At 57.4% G+C, this 17,466-nt stretch carries 18 protein-coding genes; 2 read left to right on the plus strand and 16 right to left on the minus strand.

From position 1 onward, the window contains the following. Positions 1–69: 69 nt before the first annotated feature. From cyoE to R0I78_RS13195, 7 genes are all read right to left on the minus strand, one after another. Entirely contained in the window at positions 70–957 is an 888-nt protein-coding gene (gene cyoE / locus R0I78_RS13165; RefSeq protein WP_317075652.1) for a heme o synthase, read from the minus strand. A gap of 79 nt (positions 958–1,036) precedes the next feature. Continuing rightward, positions 1,037–1,354 carry a cytochrome o ubiquinol oxidase subunit IV gene (cyoD, locus tag R0I78_RS13170; protein WP_317075653.1) on the minus strand — a complete coding sequence of 106 codons (318 nt, stop codon included), beginning with the start codon at positions 1,352–1,354 and terminating at the stop codon, positions 1,037–1,039. Continuing rightward, positions 1,351–1,971: a cytochrome o ubiquinol oxidase subunit III gene (cyoC, locus tag R0I78_RS13175; RefSeq protein WP_019934747.1), complete on the minus strand. Its 621-nt coding sequence runs from the start codon at positions 1,969–1,971 to the stop codon at positions 1,351–1,353. The genes cyoD and cyoC overlap by 4 nt, the downstream gene beginning before the upstream one ends. Further along, positions 1,971–3,953: a cytochrome o ubiquinol oxidase subunit I gene (cyoB, locus tag R0I78_RS13180; RefSeq protein ID WP_317075654.1), complete on the minus strand. Its 1,983-nt coding sequence runs from the start codon at positions 3,951–3,953 to the stop codon at positions 1,971–1,973. Before cyoB ends, cyoC begins: the two co-directional genes overlap by 1 nt. A gap of 1 nt (position 3,954) precedes the next feature. After that, a complete protein-coding gene (gene cyoA, locus R0I78_RS13185) occupies positions 3,955–4,863 on the minus strand; it encodes a ubiquinol oxidase subunit II (protein WP_317075655.1) in 909 nt (302 codons plus the stop codon). Positions 4,864–4,995: 132 nt separating this feature from the next. Continuing rightward, entirely contained in the window at positions 4,996–5,400 is a 405-nt protein-coding gene (locus R0I78_RS13190; RefSeq protein ID WP_040614562.1) for a hypothetical protein, read from the minus strand. A gap of 134 nt (positions 5,401–5,534) precedes the next feature. Further along, on the minus strand, positions 5,535–6,143 hold the full coding sequence (locus R0I78_RS13195; RefSeq protein ID WP_317075656.1) for a LysE family translocator: 609 nt from the start codon (positions 6,141–6,143) through the stop codon (positions 5,535–5,537). A gap of 125 nt (positions 6,144–6,268) precedes the next feature. On the opposite strand from R0I78_RS13195, the gene yjjG reads away from it, so the two are divergent. Beyond that, positions 6,269–6,946 (plus strand): pyrimidine 5'-nucleotidase, encoded by a 678-nt coding sequence (gene yjjG / locus R0I78_RS13200; RefSeq protein ID WP_317075657.1) that lies wholly within the window; start codon positions 6,269–6,271, stop codon positions 6,944–6,946. Positions 6,947–7,368: 422 nt separating this feature from the next. Here the strand turns inward: yjjG and R0I78_RS13205 are convergent, their stop codons facing one another. Next, positions 7,369–8,220: a bifunctional allantoicase/(S)-ureidoglycine aminohydrolase gene (locus R0I78_RS13205; protein WP_317075658.1), complete on the minus strand. Its 852-nt coding sequence runs from the start codon at positions 8,218–8,220 to the stop codon at positions 7,369–7,371. A 173-nt stretch (positions 8,221–8,393) separates the two neighbouring features. On the opposite strand from R0I78_RS13205, the gene R0I78_RS13210 reads away from it, so the two are divergent. Further along, the gene (locus tag R0I78_RS13210) at positions 8,394–9,263 is read left to right on the plus strand and encodes a LysR substrate-binding domain-containing protein (protein ID WP_317075659.1); all 870 of its coding nucleotides are present in this window, start codon (positions 8,394–8,396) and stop codon (positions 9,261–9,263) included. Between the two features lie 11 nt (positions 9,264–9,274). Here the strand turns inward: R0I78_RS13210 and R0I78_RS13215 are convergent, their stop codons facing one another. From R0I78_RS13215 to R0I78_RS13250, 8 genes are all read right to left on the minus strand, one after another. Continuing rightward, positions 9,275–9,763: a nucleoside deaminase gene (locus R0I78_RS13215; protein WP_317075660.1), complete on the minus strand. Its 489-nt coding sequence runs from the start codon at positions 9,761–9,763 to the stop codon at positions 9,275–9,277. Between the two features lie 101 nt (positions 9,764–9,864). Next, entirely contained in the window at positions 9,865–10,566 is a 702-nt protein-coding gene (locus tag R0I78_RS13220) for a GntR family transcriptional regulator (RefSeq protein WP_317075661.1), read from the minus strand. 80 nt (positions 10,567–10,646) lie between these two features. After that, the gene (locus tag R0I78_RS13225; RefSeq protein ID WP_317075662.1) at positions 10,647–11,327 is read right to left on the minus strand and encodes an aspartate/glutamate racemase family protein; all 681 of its coding nucleotides are present in this window, start codon (positions 11,325–11,327) and stop codon (positions 10,647–10,649) included. 78 nt (positions 11,328–11,405) lie between these two features. Further along, on the minus strand, positions 11,406–12,845 hold the full coding sequence (locus R0I78_RS13230) for an NCS1 family nucleobase:cation symporter-1 (protein WP_317075663.1): 1,440 nt from the start codon (positions 12,843–12,845) through the stop codon (positions 11,406–11,408). A gap of 61 nt (positions 12,846–12,906) precedes the next feature. Beyond that, positions 12,907–14,295, minus strand: a complete 1,389-nt coding sequence (locus R0I78_RS13235; protein ID WP_317075664.1) for an NCS1 family transporter — start codon at positions 14,293–14,295, stop codon at positions 12,907–12,909. Between the two features lie 84 nt (positions 14,296–14,379). After that, on the minus strand, positions 14,380–15,114 hold the full coding sequence (locus R0I78_RS13240; RefSeq protein WP_317075665.1) for an aspartate/glutamate racemase family protein: 735 nt from the start codon (positions 15,112–15,114) through the stop codon (positions 14,380–14,382). A 310-nt stretch (positions 15,115–15,424) separates the two neighbouring features. Further along, positions 15,425–16,777 carry an ATP-binding protein gene (locus R0I78_RS13245; protein WP_019934733.1) on the minus strand — a complete coding sequence of 451 codons (1,353 nt, stop codon included), beginning with the start codon at positions 16,775–16,777 and terminating at the stop codon, positions 15,425–15,427. Next, on the minus strand, positions 16,774–17,448 hold the full coding sequence (locus tag R0I78_RS13250) for a response regulator transcription factor (protein WP_317075666.1): 675 nt from the start codon (positions 17,446–17,448) through the stop codon (positions 16,774–16,776). Before R0I78_RS13250 ends, R0I78_RS13245 begins: the two co-directional genes overlap by 4 nt. Positions 17,449–17,466: the final 18 nt, after the last annotated feature.

Consider the following 17,466-nt stretch of genomic DNA (forward strand, 5'->3'; position numbering starts at 1 on the left):
GACAAGAACAAAAGAAGGACCGGAGTAACGCTGCTTACTCCGGCCAAATGGGAGAGAACCGGTAAAAGCTTAAAAATTCATCGCCAGCCAGGCGTCGGGCGCAACCCGAAAGTCGAGCGCCATGGTCACGCTGATGGCGGTGATGGTAATGATGGACAGCACAAACACACGGCGGGCCCAGCCCAGCTCCTCGGCCCCCCGGCGATAACCGTTAAAGGCCATCACCAGCCACCACAGACTGGTGGCACAGGCCACCGTCATAAAGGTGAGGCCGGTATAACCGCTGAGCGGCAGCAGGGCGGTCACCACACAGAACAGCGCAATATAAAGCACTATCTGCCGTTTGGCCCTGGCCATTCCCTTCGCCACCGGCAGCACCGGAATATTGGCCGCCGCATAATCCTCATAGCGGAAAATGGCAATGGCGTAGGAATGGGGCATCTGCCACAAGCTGAACATCAGCAGCAAAATGGCGGCACCGGCATCAAACTGGCCGGTAACGGCGCAGTAGCCCACCACCGGCGGTACCGCGCCGGACAGGCTGCCCACCAGGGTGCCGTAAACCGAGGCACGCTTCAGCCACAGGCTGTAAAAGCCCACGTACACCCCATAGCCAAAGGCGGCAAAGCCGGTTGCCACGGCATTGGTATAGTGCGCCAGCAGGCCAAAGCCGAGCACCCCCAGCACCAGCCCGTAAACCAGCGCCGTGCGCACCGGCAGCTCGCCGGTCACGGTCACCCGGTTGCAAGTGCGGCGCATGCGGGCGTCGATATCCCGGTCGATACAGTTGTTCACGGCACAGCCGGAGGCCACCACCAGCGACAGCCCGATAACGGTAGCCCACATCAGCGACCAGTCGATATCGCCGCGGGCGGCCATAAAGAAGCCGCCGGCCACCGAGATCAGGTTGCCCATAATGATGCCCGGCTTGGTGACCTTGAGATAAGGCCGAATCATAAAATGCCCCTTGGGATGAACCCCTTGTTCGCGTGTTTATGCCTGTATCCGGCCCGGTTGCCCGGGCCGGAACACCGTCTTAATACATCATCATTTCGTTGGAGCTGATGATGATCCATACCGACAGGCCCACCACCATCACGATAATGAGGGCGGAGAACAGGAATGCCACTGTGTTTTCCCGGCTGCCGGGCTTGAAGCTCAGGTGCAGAAAGCACTTGAGGTGCACTACTATCTGCACAATGGCCAACAGCACCACCGTGCCCAGAGTGGCCCCCGGGCTCAGCTGCTCGGTCATCACCGCCCAGAACGGAATGGCGGTCAGGATCACCGACAGCACAAAACCGGTGAGATAGGATTTCACGCTGCCGTGATCCACGGCGTCATGGTTACTCATGCCATTGCCCCCATCAGATACACCACGGTAAACACACAGATCCACACCACGTCGAGGAAGTGCCAGAACATGCTCAGGCAGCCCAGACGGGTCAGGGTACGGGGGCCTGTGCCCCGCGTCATCAGCTCCACCATCAGCACCAGCATCCACACCAGGCCGGCGGTCACATGCAGACCGTGCATGCCCACCAGAGTGAAAAAGGAGGTGAGAAAGGCGCTGCGTTGCGGACCATTGCCAGACTCAATCAGGTGATGGAACTCATAGAGCTCCATACCGATAAAGGTGGCACCCAACGCAAAGGTCACCAGCAGCCACAGCAGGGTCAGGCCCCGCTTGTGGTTGTGGCCGGCGAGCATGGCAAAGCCGTAGGTAATGCTGGAAACCAGCAGTACGGCGGTTTCCACCGCCACGAACTTGAGATCGAACAGCTCACGGCCACCCGGACCGCCGGCGGTGTTCATATAGAGCACCGCATAGGTGGCGAACACCGAGGCGAACAGCAGGCAGTCGGTCATCAGATAGAGCCAGAAACCGAACAGGGTATTGCCCCCGGTGTCGTGGTGCTCTTCTTCGTGGTGCTCATGCACCTGTTTGAGATCAACGGATACGGCTTCCATCAGGCCTCCTTCATCACGTTACGCAGGTGTGCCTGCTCAATGCGCTCGACTTCGTCGGGCTGCACGTAATAGTCGGTGTCGGTGTCATAGGCCCGGCACAGGAAGACAACAAAGCTGGCCACCAGACCGGCAATCACCATCCACCAGATATGCCAGATGGCACCAAAACCGGCGGCGGTGGCGGCGGCGGCGATCAGCACGCCACAGGCGGTGTTCTTCGGCATGTGGATCGGCTGATAGTTGCCCTGCACCTTGTAGGCGCTGCCCTTTTCCTTCATGTCGGTAAAGGCGTCGATGTCACTGACGTGGGGCAGTTTGGCGAAGTTATAGAACTGGGGCGGTGAGCTGGTGGACCACTCCAGAGTGTGGCCGTTCCAGGGATCACCGGTCAGGTCCTTGTTCGCTTCACGGTCACGGAAGGCTTTGTACAGCTGGTAGAACTGCACGGCGATGCCCACCAAAATGAACACGGCGCCCACGGCGGCCAGATAGAGCCAGAAGTTCCAGGCCGGGTTGTCGGTGCTGTTGAGACGACGGGTCATGCCCAAAAAGCCCAGCACATAGAGCGGCATAAAGGCCACGTAGAAGCCGATTTGCCAGCACCAGAAGGACACTTTGCCCAGCTTTTCGTCGAGGTGGAAACCCATGGCTTTCGGGAACCAGAAGGCAAAGCCGGCCAGATAACCGAACACGGCACCACCTATGATGGTGTTGTGGAAATGGGCGATCAGGAACAGGCTGTTGTGCAGCACAAAGTCGGCACCGGGCACCGCCAGCAGTACGCCGGTCATGCCACCAATGGTGAAGGTGGTCATAAACCCTAAGGTCCACAGCACCGGCACCGTCATGCGCAGGCGGCCGCGATACATGGTGAACAGCCAGTTGAACAGCTTCACCCCGGTGGGCACGGCGATGATCATGGTCATCACGCCGAAGAAGGCGTTGACGTTGGCGCTGGAGCCCATGGTGAAGAAGTGGTGCAGCCACACGATAAAGCCCAGCACCGAGATGGCGCCGCTGGCATACACCATGGAGTTGTAGCCAAACAGCCGCTTGCCGGTAAAGGTGGAGATCACCTCAGAGAAAATGCCAAAGGCCGGCAGCACCAGAATGTACACCTCGGGATGACCCCAGGCCCAGAACAGGTTGATGTACATCATGGCGTTGCCGCCGGCGGCGTTGGTGAAAAAGTGGAAGTCCAGGTAGCGATCCAGGGTCAGCATGCCCAGTACCGCGGTCAGGATGGGGAAGGACGCCACGATCAGAATATTGGCCCAGGTGCAGGTCCAGGTGAAGATCGGCATCTGCATCAGCTTCATGCCCGGGGTGCGCATTTTAAACACCGTCACCAGGAAGTTCACCCCGGTCAGCAGGGTACCGATACCGGAAATCTGCAGCGCCCAGATGTAGTAATCCACCCCCACCCCCGGACTGAAATCCAGCTCCGACAGCGGCGGATAGGCCACCCAGCCGGTTTTGGCGAATTCGCCCAGACCGAGGGAGATGTTCACCAGCACGGCGCCGGACACCGCCAGCCAGAAGCTGAGGTTGTTCAGAAAGGGGAAGGCCACATCGCGGGCACCGATCTGCAGCGGCAGCACTATGTTCATCAGGCCAATCATGAAGGGCATGGCCATGAAGATGATCATGATGACACCGTGAGCGGTGAAGATCTGATCGTAGTGCTCGGGGGGCAGATAACCGTCGGCACCATTGGTAGACAGTGCCAGCTGGGCCCGCATCATGATGGCGTCGGCAAAGCCGCGGATCAGCATGACAAAGGCCAGCACGATATACATGATGCCCAGTCGCTTGTGGTCCACCGACGTGATCCAGTCGCGCCAGAGCAAGCCCCATTTCTGATAACGGGTGATCAGGAAGGCGATCACCACGGCGGCAATGGCCACCACGCCCAGGGTCACCATGATAATGGGCTCATGGTAGGGCACGGCGTCAAGTGTGAGTTTACCTAGTAACGACATATTATTTCTCAGCCTCCGTCATGGTGCTGGCTGAATGATGATGGGAATGCGCATCGCCCTTTATGGGGTGATGGTCCTGCATAAATTTCATCACAACGTTGTGGAACAGATTCGGGCTGACATCGCCGAAGTATTCCACCGGATGGTGTTCACTGGGTTCGGCCAGCTGCCGGTAGGCCGCCATATCGAGGGTGTGTTCGCTCGTTTTCACCTTATTCACCCAGGCGTCAAAGCCGGCTTCGTCTTCGGTGGCAATGGCGTCAAACTTCATGCCGGTAAAGCCTTCGCCGCTGTAGTTGGCGGAGATGCCGTCATAGCGGCCGGCCTCGTTGGCAATCAGGTGCAGCTGGGTTTCCATACCCGCCATGGAGTAGATCTGGCCACCCAGTTGCGGAATAAAGAAGGAATTCATGGTGGTGTCGGAGGTAATGCGGAACTCCACCGGCACGTCTTTCGGGAACGCCAGCTCGTTGACGGTGGCAATGCCCTGCTCCGGATAGATAAACAGCCACTTCCAGTTCAGTGACACCACCTGCACCACCAGATGCTCTTTCTCATGGTCCAGCTTTTTATACGGGTCCAGCTCATGAGTAGAGCGCCAGGTAATAACACCCAGAATTACGATAATAATGACGGGAATTATCCACACCACGGTTTCAATTTTGGTGGAGTGAGACCATTTGGGAGCATAAGCCTCGTTGCGTCCTTCCCGGTATTTCCAGGCAAAGAACAAGGTCATCACGATCACCGGAATCACCACCAGCAGCATCAGGCCGGTAGCCACCATGATCAGGTACTTTTCATCGGCACCGATCTGGCCCTTGGGATCCAGCACGCCGCCTTCGCAGCCGGACAGCGCAAAGGACGCCGTCCCTGCCAGCAGCAGGTTAACTAACTTTCGAATAAACAAAGGAAACCTTCCCCTATTCCTATGGGTCTAGCTTGCCGCTTATCGGCAAGACCATATTGGAACTTTCGGGTATGACCCGATGGCGAAGAATGACGCAGACAAAACGGACGTAATGGTTACGTCGTCAGACTGTCAGACTCCGCAGGGGAAAACAGGTGGCGCGCGACAACTGTGCGCTTTTAACAGAGCACGGCGCGGCTTGGTTGAAGCAGAAAAGCAGGGTTTGCGTTGAGTGAGCCGGGGCCAGTTAAAGGTTTGCAGCAATAAATGCAGCAACAGCAACAGCCATTGCAGCAACAGCGGCGCAAAGACCAGCAAGGAAGTACACAGCAGTGCCTTGAGTGCATCCAGGGGCTGCAGATCTGCCAGCTGGGCCTGATATTCAAACACATCGGCAGACAGGCCGGTCCAGCTCAGCAGCCAGTCACCCACCAGCTCCAGCATCATGAGGGCACCAAGCACACCAAATCCGTCCATACCAGATCGCGACAACGACGCCAGGTCGTGCCATCTCTCGGCTATGGGCAGGTGCAACATCGGGCTCAAGGGCTGTTTCCGTTGGTTCTATCTGTTATTAAATCAGTGACACAGAGCACAAAGGCTGTTTTTTGACCGCGAAAGGCTACCAAACTTTGATCCAGCACACAACTGCACTCTTTGCTTTACGTTAGTTACAATACCACTTTGATGGCCAGCGCCACCAGCACCAGACCGCTGAGCTTGTCGATGACAAAAGACTTTTCACGCAACCAGCCCAGCACAGGCCCGCGAGACAGCAACAAGGCCACCAGTACATACCAGAGCGCATCAATGCCGCCGGCGGTGAGCATCATGATGCCACCCTGCTGCCAGCCGGTATCGGCGCGCACAAACTGGCTGAACAGGGCCACAAAGAAAATGGCCAGCTGAGGGTTAAGAAAGGCCACCATAAAGCCCTCAAAAGCACCCTGCCGGCCGCGTACGACATGGCCACTTTCCCCTGTAACTGCCGGCTGTGGCTTCGCCAGCAAGGCTTTGATGCCAAGCCAGGCCAGAAAGGCGGCACCACCGTAGCGAATAATATCGAATAACAGCGGATTGCGGGTGATCAGCAGCGCCAGCCCCAGGGCGGTGATCAAAGCATAAAGCCCCACTCCCAGGCCATGGCCCAGCGCCGTAAGCACACCGTGGCTCTGGCCGCCGCGCACCGTATTGCGCATCACCACCGCCAGGCTGGGGCCGGGACTCACGGCACCCATGATGCAGATGGCCGCCAGGGCCAGCCAGCTCGACAATTCCATGCTTTTACCTCGCTATAACGAATAGCTGCATTTAAGCATAATTTGCTGTAACTATTGAGTTTTACCTGACGGACTTTCTACACTGTGCGTCTTCTGCCGGCAACTTGCTCTGGAGTTTTGATTAGATGCGCTACGACTGGATACTGTTTGACGCCGATGACACTTTGTTTCATTTCGATGCATTTGGCGGCCTTAAGCGTACTTTTGCCGAATTTGGTGTTAACTTCGATGAAAGTGCCTTTGCACACTATCAGGCTCAGAATCAGCCGTTATGGGTGGCTTATCAGAATGGTGATATTGATGCCGAAGAGCTGCGCCATCGCCGTTTTGCCCTCTGGGCCGAACGGCTGGCGGTGACCACACAACACCTGAACGAGACCTTTATGAACACCATGGTGGAGGTGTGCACCCTGCTGCCCGGTGCCAGTGAGCTGATTGCCGGGCTGGAAGGCAGAGCTCGGCTGGGCATTATTACCAACGGTTTTGCCTCCATGCAGCAGGCAAGGCTGCAGCGCGCCGGCTGGGAGCATGCTTTTTCACCTCTGGTAGTATCGGAAGAGGTGGGCGTGGCCAAGCCCGATCCGGGCATTTTTGAGCATGCGCTGGAGCTTATGGGTAACCCCGATCGCAGCCGGGTGCTGATGGTGGGTGACAACCCCCACTCCGATATTCTCGGCGGCCTCAACGCCGGCCTGCACACCTGCTGGCTCAACACTCAGGGCAAGCCCGCGCCCGAGGGCATTACTCCCCACCATGAAGTGACGTCCCTCGGCCAGCTGCAGCAGTGGCTGCTGAAGGCGTAAGCTCTTCGCTTAAATACCGTGCAATGTTCGTTATCTGAAACGCAGTGCACCACGTCGTCCCAAGGGCACTACTTCGCCGACTCGCCGTGAACCCCTCCCTGGGGGCTCCGCTGCGCCATCCCTGGCGCAGAGGGTGCGGCGAAGCAGACGCCCTCAGGCCTTCCTTACATGACCACAGAGCCGGCTGACCATATCTATCAGGCAACGCTTTGTATCACGAAGCAGCAGCGTGGATTGCCGGAGCCGACCGTCACATGCCAAGGACGGCATGTGCCGAGCGCCCCATGGATGGGCTAGAAGCGTGTCGGCAGAGTGCAACCGCGCTGCTGCTTCGCTTTGCGGCATCCATAGACAACTGGTGCCTCGCTCCAAACGCAAAAAGGCAGCCCGAAGGCTGCCTTTTTTATCGTTCCAGCTGCTGCTTAGCGACGGTTGCCGCGGTAAGCAGGGGACGAGTTCAGCACCATGTGGCGGTTCACGTCCTTGTACAGCAGGTAACGGAAGCGGCTGGGGCCGGCGGCGTAGCAGGCCTGCGGGCAGAAGGCGCGCAGCCACATGTAGTCACCGGCTTCAACTTCAACCCAGTCCTGGTTCAGGTGGTAAACGGCTTTACCTTCCAGCACGTACAGGCCGTGCTCCATTACGTGAGTTTCGTCGAACGGAATCACACCACCAGACTGGAAGGTCACGATGTTAACATGCATGTCGTGACGCAGGTCGGTCGGATCGGTGAAGCGGGTGGTGGCCCACACGTCATTGGTGTCCGGCATGGAAGTCGGCTCAATGTCGTTTTCGTTGGTTACGAAGGCTTCCGGCACGTCGATGCCGTCTACAAATTCGTAGGCCTTGCGCAGCCAGTGGAAACGTACCGGCTCACCGCTGTTGTTCTTCACGGTCCAGTTGGCACCCGGCGGCAGGTAGGCGTAGCCACCCAGCTCCATGTGATGCTCTTTGCCTTCCAGAGTCAGGGTCATTTCACCTTCAACGATGAAGATAACGCCTTCGGCACCGGCATCCAGCTCAGGCTTGTCACTACCACCGTTGGGAGACACTTCCATGATGTAGTGAGAGAAAGTCTCGGAGAAACCGCTCATCGGACGGGCAATTACCCACAGGCGGGTTTCGTCCCAGAACGGCAGGAAGCTGGTGACGATATCGCTCATTACGCCTTTCGGAATAACGGCGTAAGCTTCGGTGAAGACAGCGCGATCGTGGATCAGTTGAGTCTGCGGGGGCAGACCGCCCTTGGGGGCATAATAGGTATTACGGGCCATTACTTTGTCCTTTATGCTTGATGGTTGGACATTTGCCAACGAGAGCAACACGGCAGCTTATCATGGTGCCATATTGCTTAAATGCTGAACACGTGGATTGTAGTGTATGAAATAATAATTTATAAATTAAATAATACAATGATACCCAGTGGACTTCCCACTACCAGGAAAAAATGACTCAACTGACAACACTCGATCCCGTGCTGCTGCGCAGCTTTGTGGCCGTGGTGGATACCGGCAGTTTTACCCGCGCCGCCGACAGCACGCACCTTACCCAGTCCACCGTCAGCCAGCAGGTACGCAAGCTGGAATCCCAGCTTGGCTGCGAACTGCTTAACCGCAAGGGCCGCTACATTACCGCTACCCTGGAAGGCGAGCGGGTGCTCAACTACGCCCGGCGCATACTGCAGCTGATGCAGGAAGCCGTAGCTCAGACCAGCCTGAGCATAGAGCAGCAAAAAATTCGTCTGGGGGTGCCGGAAGACTTTGCCACCCACGCCATCATGCCCGCCTTGTCTGCCTTTGCCGATCAGTATCCCGGCATTCGGCTGGAGGTAAAAAGCGGCCTGTGCAGCGATATCTGGCGGGAGTTTCAGCGCGGCGAGCTGGATCTGGCGCTGGTAAAGCAGCGCCCGGGCAGCGTGCCGGGCATGGCCAGCTGGCCCGAGCCGCTGTGCTGGATAGACGGTCTGGAAAGCAACAACCTGGCCAGTCAGCCGGTGCCGCTGGTCACCTTTCCCATCGGTGGTCTTTACCGGGGCGAAATGGCCCACACCTTTGACCGGCTGGGCCGCAGCTGGCGGCTGGCCTATGTCAGCACCAGCCTGTCGGGGGTATGCTGTGCGGTGGAGGCCGGCTTTGGTATTTCCCTGCTGCCGCGGCGGCTGGTGACCGCCAACCACCGCATTCTCTCCGAGGCCGATGGCCTGCCCGACGTGCCGGATCTGGAGCTGACCCTGCACGCCCAGGATAAACTCTCGGCCCACAGCAAGCTGCTGGCGGAGCGGCTGATCAGTGCCTGCGATAACACCTGCCGGCAGTAGCCACGCCGGCGTTAATCCTGCTTGATATGCTCATTGGCACCATAACCGTGCTTTTCCTGCCACAGGTCAAACACGGCGGTTTTTTCGTCCAGCGGCAGGTGCAGGGTTTCCACGCCCTGCTCACCAAAGGGCTGCTGCATACGCTGATACAGATATTCGGTAGACCAGCCATAGCCCTCGCCCACGTCGTCGCCGGCGCAATACACCAGCCGCGATACGCCGGCCTGGATCATGGCGGCCATGCACATGGCGCAGGGCTTGCCGCTGGCATACATGGTGCTGCCGGCAAAGAGTGACTGCTGATGGGTGCGGGCGGCATTACGCAGCGCCTGAATTTCGGCATGGGCGGTAGGATCATGCTCAACATAGGTCTGGTTTACCCCTTCCGCCAATACCTTGCCGTCCTTCACCAGCACGGCACCAAAGGGCTGGCCGCCCTTGGCTACGTTGTCCCGCGCCAGATCAATGCTCGTTTTCAGATAATCCAAATCGGCCATCATGCCTGCTCCCATATAAAACAACGGCCCGGTGAGGCCGCTGTAACGTTTTTAATAAAATCAGTAAGTTGGCATCATATCCCGCCGGTCATCACGATCAAGCCCTACAGATCGGCAAAGATATGCTTGAGATTAATGTCTTCTTCAGTGGGAGGCTCCAGCTGCAGCTGGGCTTCTATCTCGTTGAGATGATCAATCATCAGCTGCACCGCCCGCTCTGTGTGGTGCCCGGCAATGGCGGCCAGCAGGTCGTTATGCTCGCTGCAGGAAGGGCCGGCATGATGATGCCCCTTGCGCGCGCCACCTGGCTGCTGATACAGGGCCACAATCAGTGATGAGCGGGGAATGATCTCATGCAGAAAGGAGGTCAGCACCGGCTTGTTGGCCAACTTGCCAATCAGCAGATGAAACTCTCCCGACAGACGAATGCGCAGGCTCTGATCCCCCTGCGTTGCCGCCTGGTGCTCTTTTTGCAAATGTTCCTGTAGCAGCTTTTTCTCGCGCAGGGTGCATTTGCTCGCCAGCTCCCGCACCAGTTCGGCCTCAAGCAGCCGGCGCGCCTGAAAAATATCCCTGGCTTCTTCCGGTGTCGGCTCGGCCACAAAGGCACCACTGTTGGGCACCAGGTTCACCAGCTTGTGATAAGACAGCTGCAGCAGCAGTTTGCGCACAAACCCCCGGCTTAAGCTAAAGGTCTCACACAGCTCTTCTTCCTTCAGCCGGGTGCCCGGCAATAGCTTGTGGGCGACAATCGCCTCCCAGATGCGCTGATAAACCTTGTCCAGATCCTTGTTTTTATTATTCATGGGCTTGTCCTTTGTGCTCTGTCGCCATTTAACCTCAGGTTAACATGGCTTTTTATTGTCAACAATCTTGTATTCGTTCGTTAAAAATATCCATTATCAATAGCCGCCAATGCCGCACGGGTAGCAGCAAGCACGGGGACGACAAGCGGAACATCAAAGTGAGGTTGCAGCCTTAAGGCTGAGCCGGTAAGCGGACCACCACCAATAATGACAGCGTCGGCACCGTCTTGCAGCACCGCCAGGCGCACCGCTTCACTCAGGGCATCATCCAGCGCGTCGGGCATGGCCACCAGTTCGGCCGGATCGCCGGCCGTTACCCGAGTGCCACAAAACTGTTGTTCCAGGCCCAGAGAGCGGGCTTTTTGGTTAAAAAATGCCAGCAGATCAGCATCGGGGGTAATGGTGGCAATGGCAAAACGCCGTCCTTCACAGGCTGCCGCCAGATAGGCCGACTCGGCAATGCCCACTACCGGCACCTTCACACGCTGACGCAGTGCTTGCAGCCCCGGATCAGAAAACGCCGCCACCATCAGTGCTGCTGCGCCCTCAGCTGCTGCCGCCACTCCCAGCTCAATCACACCGGCAGTGGCCGCCCTGATCTCGGCCGGCGTGGTCAGCAGGGCAGGCACTCCCGTATTGGTCAGGCCCTGCACTTGCACACCGCCCCCCGCAACCTGCCCGGCCAGCGCCACCATGGCTGCCGTGGCGCTTTCACTGGAATTGGGGTTGATCAGCATTAATGTTTTTGCCACTTCAGGCATATGACTCAGAACCTTTAAAAAACATGTATGGATCATCTCCATCATAACAAGGGGTCATTAGCCGGCAAGACCGCCTTGTCAGTATTGACGCTTGGGCTTTGGTGCCAGCAAGTAATAAAAAACACCGCCAAGCGCTGCGCCTATCATCCAGCCGTAGCCGTTGAGATCACTGAGCGCCGGTACCCAGACGGTGGCAATAGAAAACACCGCCGCCATGGCAAAGGCAATCAGCGCCTTTTTATTCCAGCCATTCTGATAGAAATAGGCACCGTTGGGGTCCCGGGAGAACAGCTGCTGCATGTTCAGGCTCTGACGTTTAATAAGGTAATAGTCCACCACGATAATGCCGTAGAAGGGAGCAACAATGGCGCCCAGGGCATTCACGAAACCGGAAATACCGATTTGGCTGATCACCGACACCCAGAGTCCGCCCACAAAGAAGGCCACCACGGCGGTGATCAGGCCACCAATGCGAAAGCTGATCACTTTTGGGAACAGGTTGGCCAAGTCATAAGCCGGCGGAATAAAGTTGGCTACCAGGTTAATACCCACGGTCGCGGCAAAGAAAGTGAGCGCCGCAACAATGGTCAGGGGCAACGAGTCGACCCGGTCCACAATGTCCGCCGGGTTGGTCAGTGCCTCACCAAACAGCACCAGAGTGCCGGCCGTAATGATCAACGCAATAAAGGAAAAGAAGGCCACATTCAGGGGCAGCCCCACAAAGTTGCCAATTTTCATCTGCCGCTCGCTGCGCACAAAGCGGGTAAAGTCACCAAAGTTGATCACAACAGCAGCAAAATAGGCCACCATGGTGCCGACAATGGCAGAAAAAGCCGCTACGTCACTGCCCTGATAATCACCGCCGCCATCAAAGATGGTGGCTACCGCCGGCAGCAGCTGATCACCGGCCTGATACCAGACCACCAGCATCAGCACCAGCATCACCACATACACCAGTGGACCAGCCCAGTTAAGAAACACGGTGATTTTCTCAATGCCCTGCCAGAACAAGGCTATCTGAAACACCCAGACAAGCATAAACGACAGCCAGGCGGTACCCGACATACCGAGAAATTCACTGTTACTCTGACCAAACAGCGCTGTCAGTAACAGAGTCACGGCGGTAGAAGCAAAGTAGGTTTGCACTCCGTACCAGAAGATACCGATAATGGCCCGCAGCAGCGCCGGAAAATTGGCACCGCGCACCCCCATGCTGGCCCGAATCATCACCGGAAAGGGAATGCCGTATTTGACGCTGGGCTTGCCGCTTAAATTCACCAGCACCATCACAATAAAACCGGCCAGAATAATGGCTGCCATCACCGCCCAGCCATTCAGGCCGTAACTCAGAAACAGCGACGCCGCCAGAGTGTAGCCAAACAGACTCTGAATATCGTTGGACCAGACGTTAAAAATTTCAAACCAGCCCCAATGCCGGTCCTTGTGCTTGAGCGGAGCCAAATCTTCGTTATAGAGCAGCGGATCGTGATGGGTTATTTCAAGTTGCTTGTCATCCATGCTTTTTCTCCCGGGATAAAAACAAAAACAGCTCCGCAGCTGATGTGCGGAGCTGAATGACTTAGTTGCGAAAGCGCTGACAGGGCTGCCAGTACTGCATCAGCAGGTAATAGGTGAGGCCGGCCGGGATCAGACTGGCGTACCAAGAGACAGAAGAGAAGGTCAGGGCCACCACGGCACCGGTGAGGGCGGCAATCACGGCGGCATAGTTCACGCCTTTATAAGGACCATTTTCGTCATACAGCTTGTCGATATCCAGCTTGCGGCGGCGCAGGATGAAGTAGTCCACTACCATCACCGCAAAGATCGGGCCGAGAAAGGCGGAGTAGGTCTGTACGAACAGCTGCAGGCCGGCAGACGACTCTTCTTTCACCAGTTCCCAGGGGAAGGTGCAGAAGGCCAGCAGACCCACCAGTATGGTGGAGGTACGGAACTTCAGCTTGAACACGTCCATCAGAATGTAGGTGGGCGGTACCACGTTATTGAGCACGTTGGTGGTCACCTGAGCAAAGGCGATAAACAGCAGGGTGGTCACCAGCAGCGGCGTGTTGTCGACGGCGCTGGAGAACACCTGAATCGGGTCGGACACACCGGTGGCACCGGACACCATCAGGCCAATCAGGCCCATAAACAGGGTGCAGGGCAGAATGGACATGGCATAGATGATGGTGAGCAGGCCCGGCTTGGTGCCTTCCTTCAGCTCACGGGAGTAGTCGCTCACGTTCAGCATCATGGTGCTGTAAATACCGAGAAACAGCATGGTCGCACCCCAGAAGGGAACGCCCCAGGTGCCTTCCATATTCACCAGGTTGGCGGTGATCTCGTCGCCGTAGCGGTTGATCACGCTCCAGAACATGTACACCAGCGCCAGCAGAATAAAGCCGCTGCCCACGTTTTCCAGCCACTTGATGCCCTGGAAACCAAAGATCGACAGGCCAATCTGCAGGAACTGGAACAGCACGAAGAACAGCACCAGATTGTCAAAGCCAAACAGGGTGGCCGACACCGCATTCAGCGCCCCTGCCCCGATCCAGCTCTGAAAGCCGTACCAGACAATGGCCGGCACCGCCCGCACTAACCCCGGGAAACGGGTACCGGAAAAGCCAAAGGCGGCCCGGGCCTGCACCATAAACGGAATGCCGTACTTGTAACCGGCAGCGCCGTTCAGTGCCAAAGCAATGCCAATGACAAAACAGCCAATGGCAATGGCCACTACCGCCTGAGTGAGGTTAAGGGTGCCGACAATGCTGGAGCCCATGGTAAAGGTGCCAATCGACACACAACCACCGAACCAGGCCAGCAGGTAGGACACCCTGCCCATAATACGGTGCTTTTGCGGTGCCAGGGATTCATCCCCGGCTTTTTTGTCATTGCCGGCGGCCTGAGCCGGTTGGGCCTTGCCGGTGTTCATGGGAATGGCGGCTTCGCTGTTGATATTCTGAATAGCCATAGTTTAGTCCTCGGTATTCCATCACATGAGGGCAAGCCCTCATTCATGCGCTGGCCGTCGTTGGCCATGCGCTCCAGAGTGGGCTCAGGCGATTTTCAATCCTTTGCCCTGCACAGCCAGCTCGGGGCGTGGCCAGTTAAAGGTCAGCACCTTGCTGGTGCCCAGTTTCATGTCCACCATGGCTTCGCACAGCTTGAGTGCAGCCACGGTGCCGTCGATCACCGGAATGCCAATTTCCTGCTCAATAAACTCCCGGTAAGCCGACATACCGGCGCAGCCCAGCACAATGGCCTCCGCCTTGTCTTCTGCCATCGCCTTGCGGCACTCGGCAATCACCTTGGCGATGGCGGTGTCCGGCGAGGTGGCCAGGTCCAGCACCCGCATGGGCGTGGTACGAACACCTTTACAATGCTCGCCAAAGCCGTAACGGCTGACCAAATGCTCAGTCATAAAGCGCACACGAGGCGCGGTGGTCACAATGCTGAAGCAGGCACCGGCCATGCTGGCCATGTGAAAGGCGGCTTCGGCAATGCCCAGTACCGGTTTGTCGGTCAGCTCGCGGGCCGCATACAGGCCGGGGTCGCCAAAGCAGGCCAGCACATAAGCATCGATATTTTCTTCCCGATCCCCTTTGGCAATTTCTTCCAGCACGCCGGGCACCGCCAGGGCTTCGTCGTAAAAGCTTTCAATGGAGGCCGGACCGCTGGCCGGGCTCACCGCCAGCACCTGGGTATCGGGACGGGCCACGCTGTCAGCCAGTCGCTGCAGCGCATCGGTAAACGCTCGAGTGGTGTTGGGGTTGATAATCTTGATCCGCATACTGACTCCTTGTTTACAGCAAACCTGATAAATCGTTAACGATTTGATTATGGAATCATCGTTAACGATTTGTAAACTTGTTTGTGAGTGATGCGTTAATCATTTAGACAGGTTTGGTTGACATGAGAAGTGCGTACTAAAAGTAATCGGACAGAAAATTAAGGTCATTAAAATCAAAAGTTTAAAAAAACTTAGAGGATGAAAGGCATTCTGAATCGTCGATATACCATGCTTTCAGGCAGGTGCTTGAGTCACAAAAAACAGAAAAATTGTTAGCAATTATGTGATCCAAGGCACGCTATGGTGAGCATCAGTGGGGGGGCATAATACCGGGCAGCATGACTTCGGCAGCAAAGCCGTCGGACTGTCCTGGTGCCGGTGAAGACAACACCAGGCGAGTGCCGGCACCGCTGGCAATGGCATCCACAATGGCCAGTCCCAGGCCGGCCCCCGGACGGGACACATGAGCCCCCGCAGCACGGGCAAAGCGGGCGGTCAGTCCGGCCAGCTGATCCGCCGGCACCGGCGGGCCGCCATTACTGACTCGTACCCTTCCCTCACTCGACAGACTGACCCTGACCGGCTGCGTCTCATCACCGTATTTAAGCGCGTTTTCAATCAGGTTACGCACCAGAATGGCAACCGCATCCATATCGAGTGTGGTCATCACAGCACCCGTCTGCGGCAGCTCCAGCTGCAGACGCCATCCTGCCGGATCATGCCGGAACTCACTGGCCACCAGCCTGATAACAGCCACAGCGTTATGCGGCTCGGTGGCCAGCAAGGCTCCGCCTTCTGCCTTGGCCAGCTGCATCAGCTTTTCCGACAGGCGCGCCAGCCGCTGAAGTAACGCCTCAATATGATCAATTCGCTGCTGCCACTGAGTTTCCGGTGCTTCCTGCCGCAACCGCTGTACCTGAGCCAGCGCGGCGGCCAGCGGAGTGCGCAACTCATGGGCGCTGTTGGCGGTAAAGCTGCGTTCCGACTCCAGCGCCCGGCGCAGCCGCTCCATCAGCTGATCCACAGCCTGTGCCACCGGCTCAATCTCTTCAGGCAGCGCTATCTGGGTAACCGGTGACAAATCACCTGCTCCGCGGGTTTCAATGGCCGTTTTGTAAGCCAGCACAGGGCGCAGGCTGCTGCGCACCCACAGCCAGATACCGGCAAGACTGAGCGGGATCAGCAGTAACAATGGTGCCAGCAGCGCCATCACCGCTTGCCGCGCCGTTTCCTGCCGGTGCGCAAGCGGCTCCGCCACCTCAATAAAAATGGTATTACTCACCGCAGCTTCACCATAGATACGATGACTGTCCGAGGTACGGAATCCGGTTACCGGACGCGCGGCAAACAGCGCCGGGTTAACATCATGAGACTGCAGCAACACTGTGCCACTGGCATCACGCACCAGATAACTGAGCATTTCGGTATGCGGCCGCAGCATGGCAATTTGCTGCGACAGGCCCGGCAGCTCTCTGTTTACAATTTCAGTCACTGCCAGCGGCAGTATGCGCTGGGCCGTTTCTTCCATGGCACTGTCAAAGGCCGCATCCAGCTCGTTACGTACCACCACCCCGGATGCCAGGGTGGCCAGCAACCACAATAAAGACACGCCCAGGGTCAGACCAAGGCCCAGGCGGCGCTGAAGGCTGGTGGAACCACTCATGGCCGTACCAGCCGGTAGCCCATGCCACGCACTGTTTCAATCAGCCCGCGCCCCAGACGTTTGCGTAACCGGCTGACATATACTTCTATGGTGTTGCTCTCAATTTCAGCACCAAACGCATAGAGATGATCTTCCAGCTGTGTCTTGGACAACAGGGTTCCGGGCCGTTGCAGAAACGCCTCCAGCAGTGCCCACTCACGGGCGGTGAGCTCAATGCGCTGCTCTGCTCGCCAGACGGCGTGCTCATTCAGATCCACCTCCAGATCGCCTATCTGCAGCCGCGGGTTAGAGTGACCATGGTAACGCCGGGTCACGGCATGAATACGCGCGGTCAGTTCGGCAAGATCAAACGGCTTGACCAGATAGTCGTCGGCACCGGCATTAAGTCCTTCAATCCTGTCGGAAATACGATCCCGGGCGGTCAGAATAATCACGGGAGTAACAGCTCCCGACGTCCCGGCAGGTAATGCCCGCAGCCAGCGCAGAAAGTCCAGCCCGGCACCGTCGGGCAGCATCAGGTCGAGCAGAACCAGATCATATTCCGTGGTCCTGATGCAGGCACGGGCAGGTGCCAGCTGCTGCATCCAGTCTACCGCATGGCCATCATCGGCAAGCTGATCCCGTATTGCCTCTCCCAGTCCGGCACTGTCTTCAATCAGTAATATACGCATGGATTCTTCCCGCTGTCG

Source organism: Oceanimonas sp. CAM02 (assembly GCF_032842915.1).
Taxonomy (GTDB): domain Bacteria; phylum Pseudomonadota; class Gammaproteobacteria; order Enterobacterales; family Aeromonadaceae; genus Oceanimonas; species Oceanimonas smirnovii.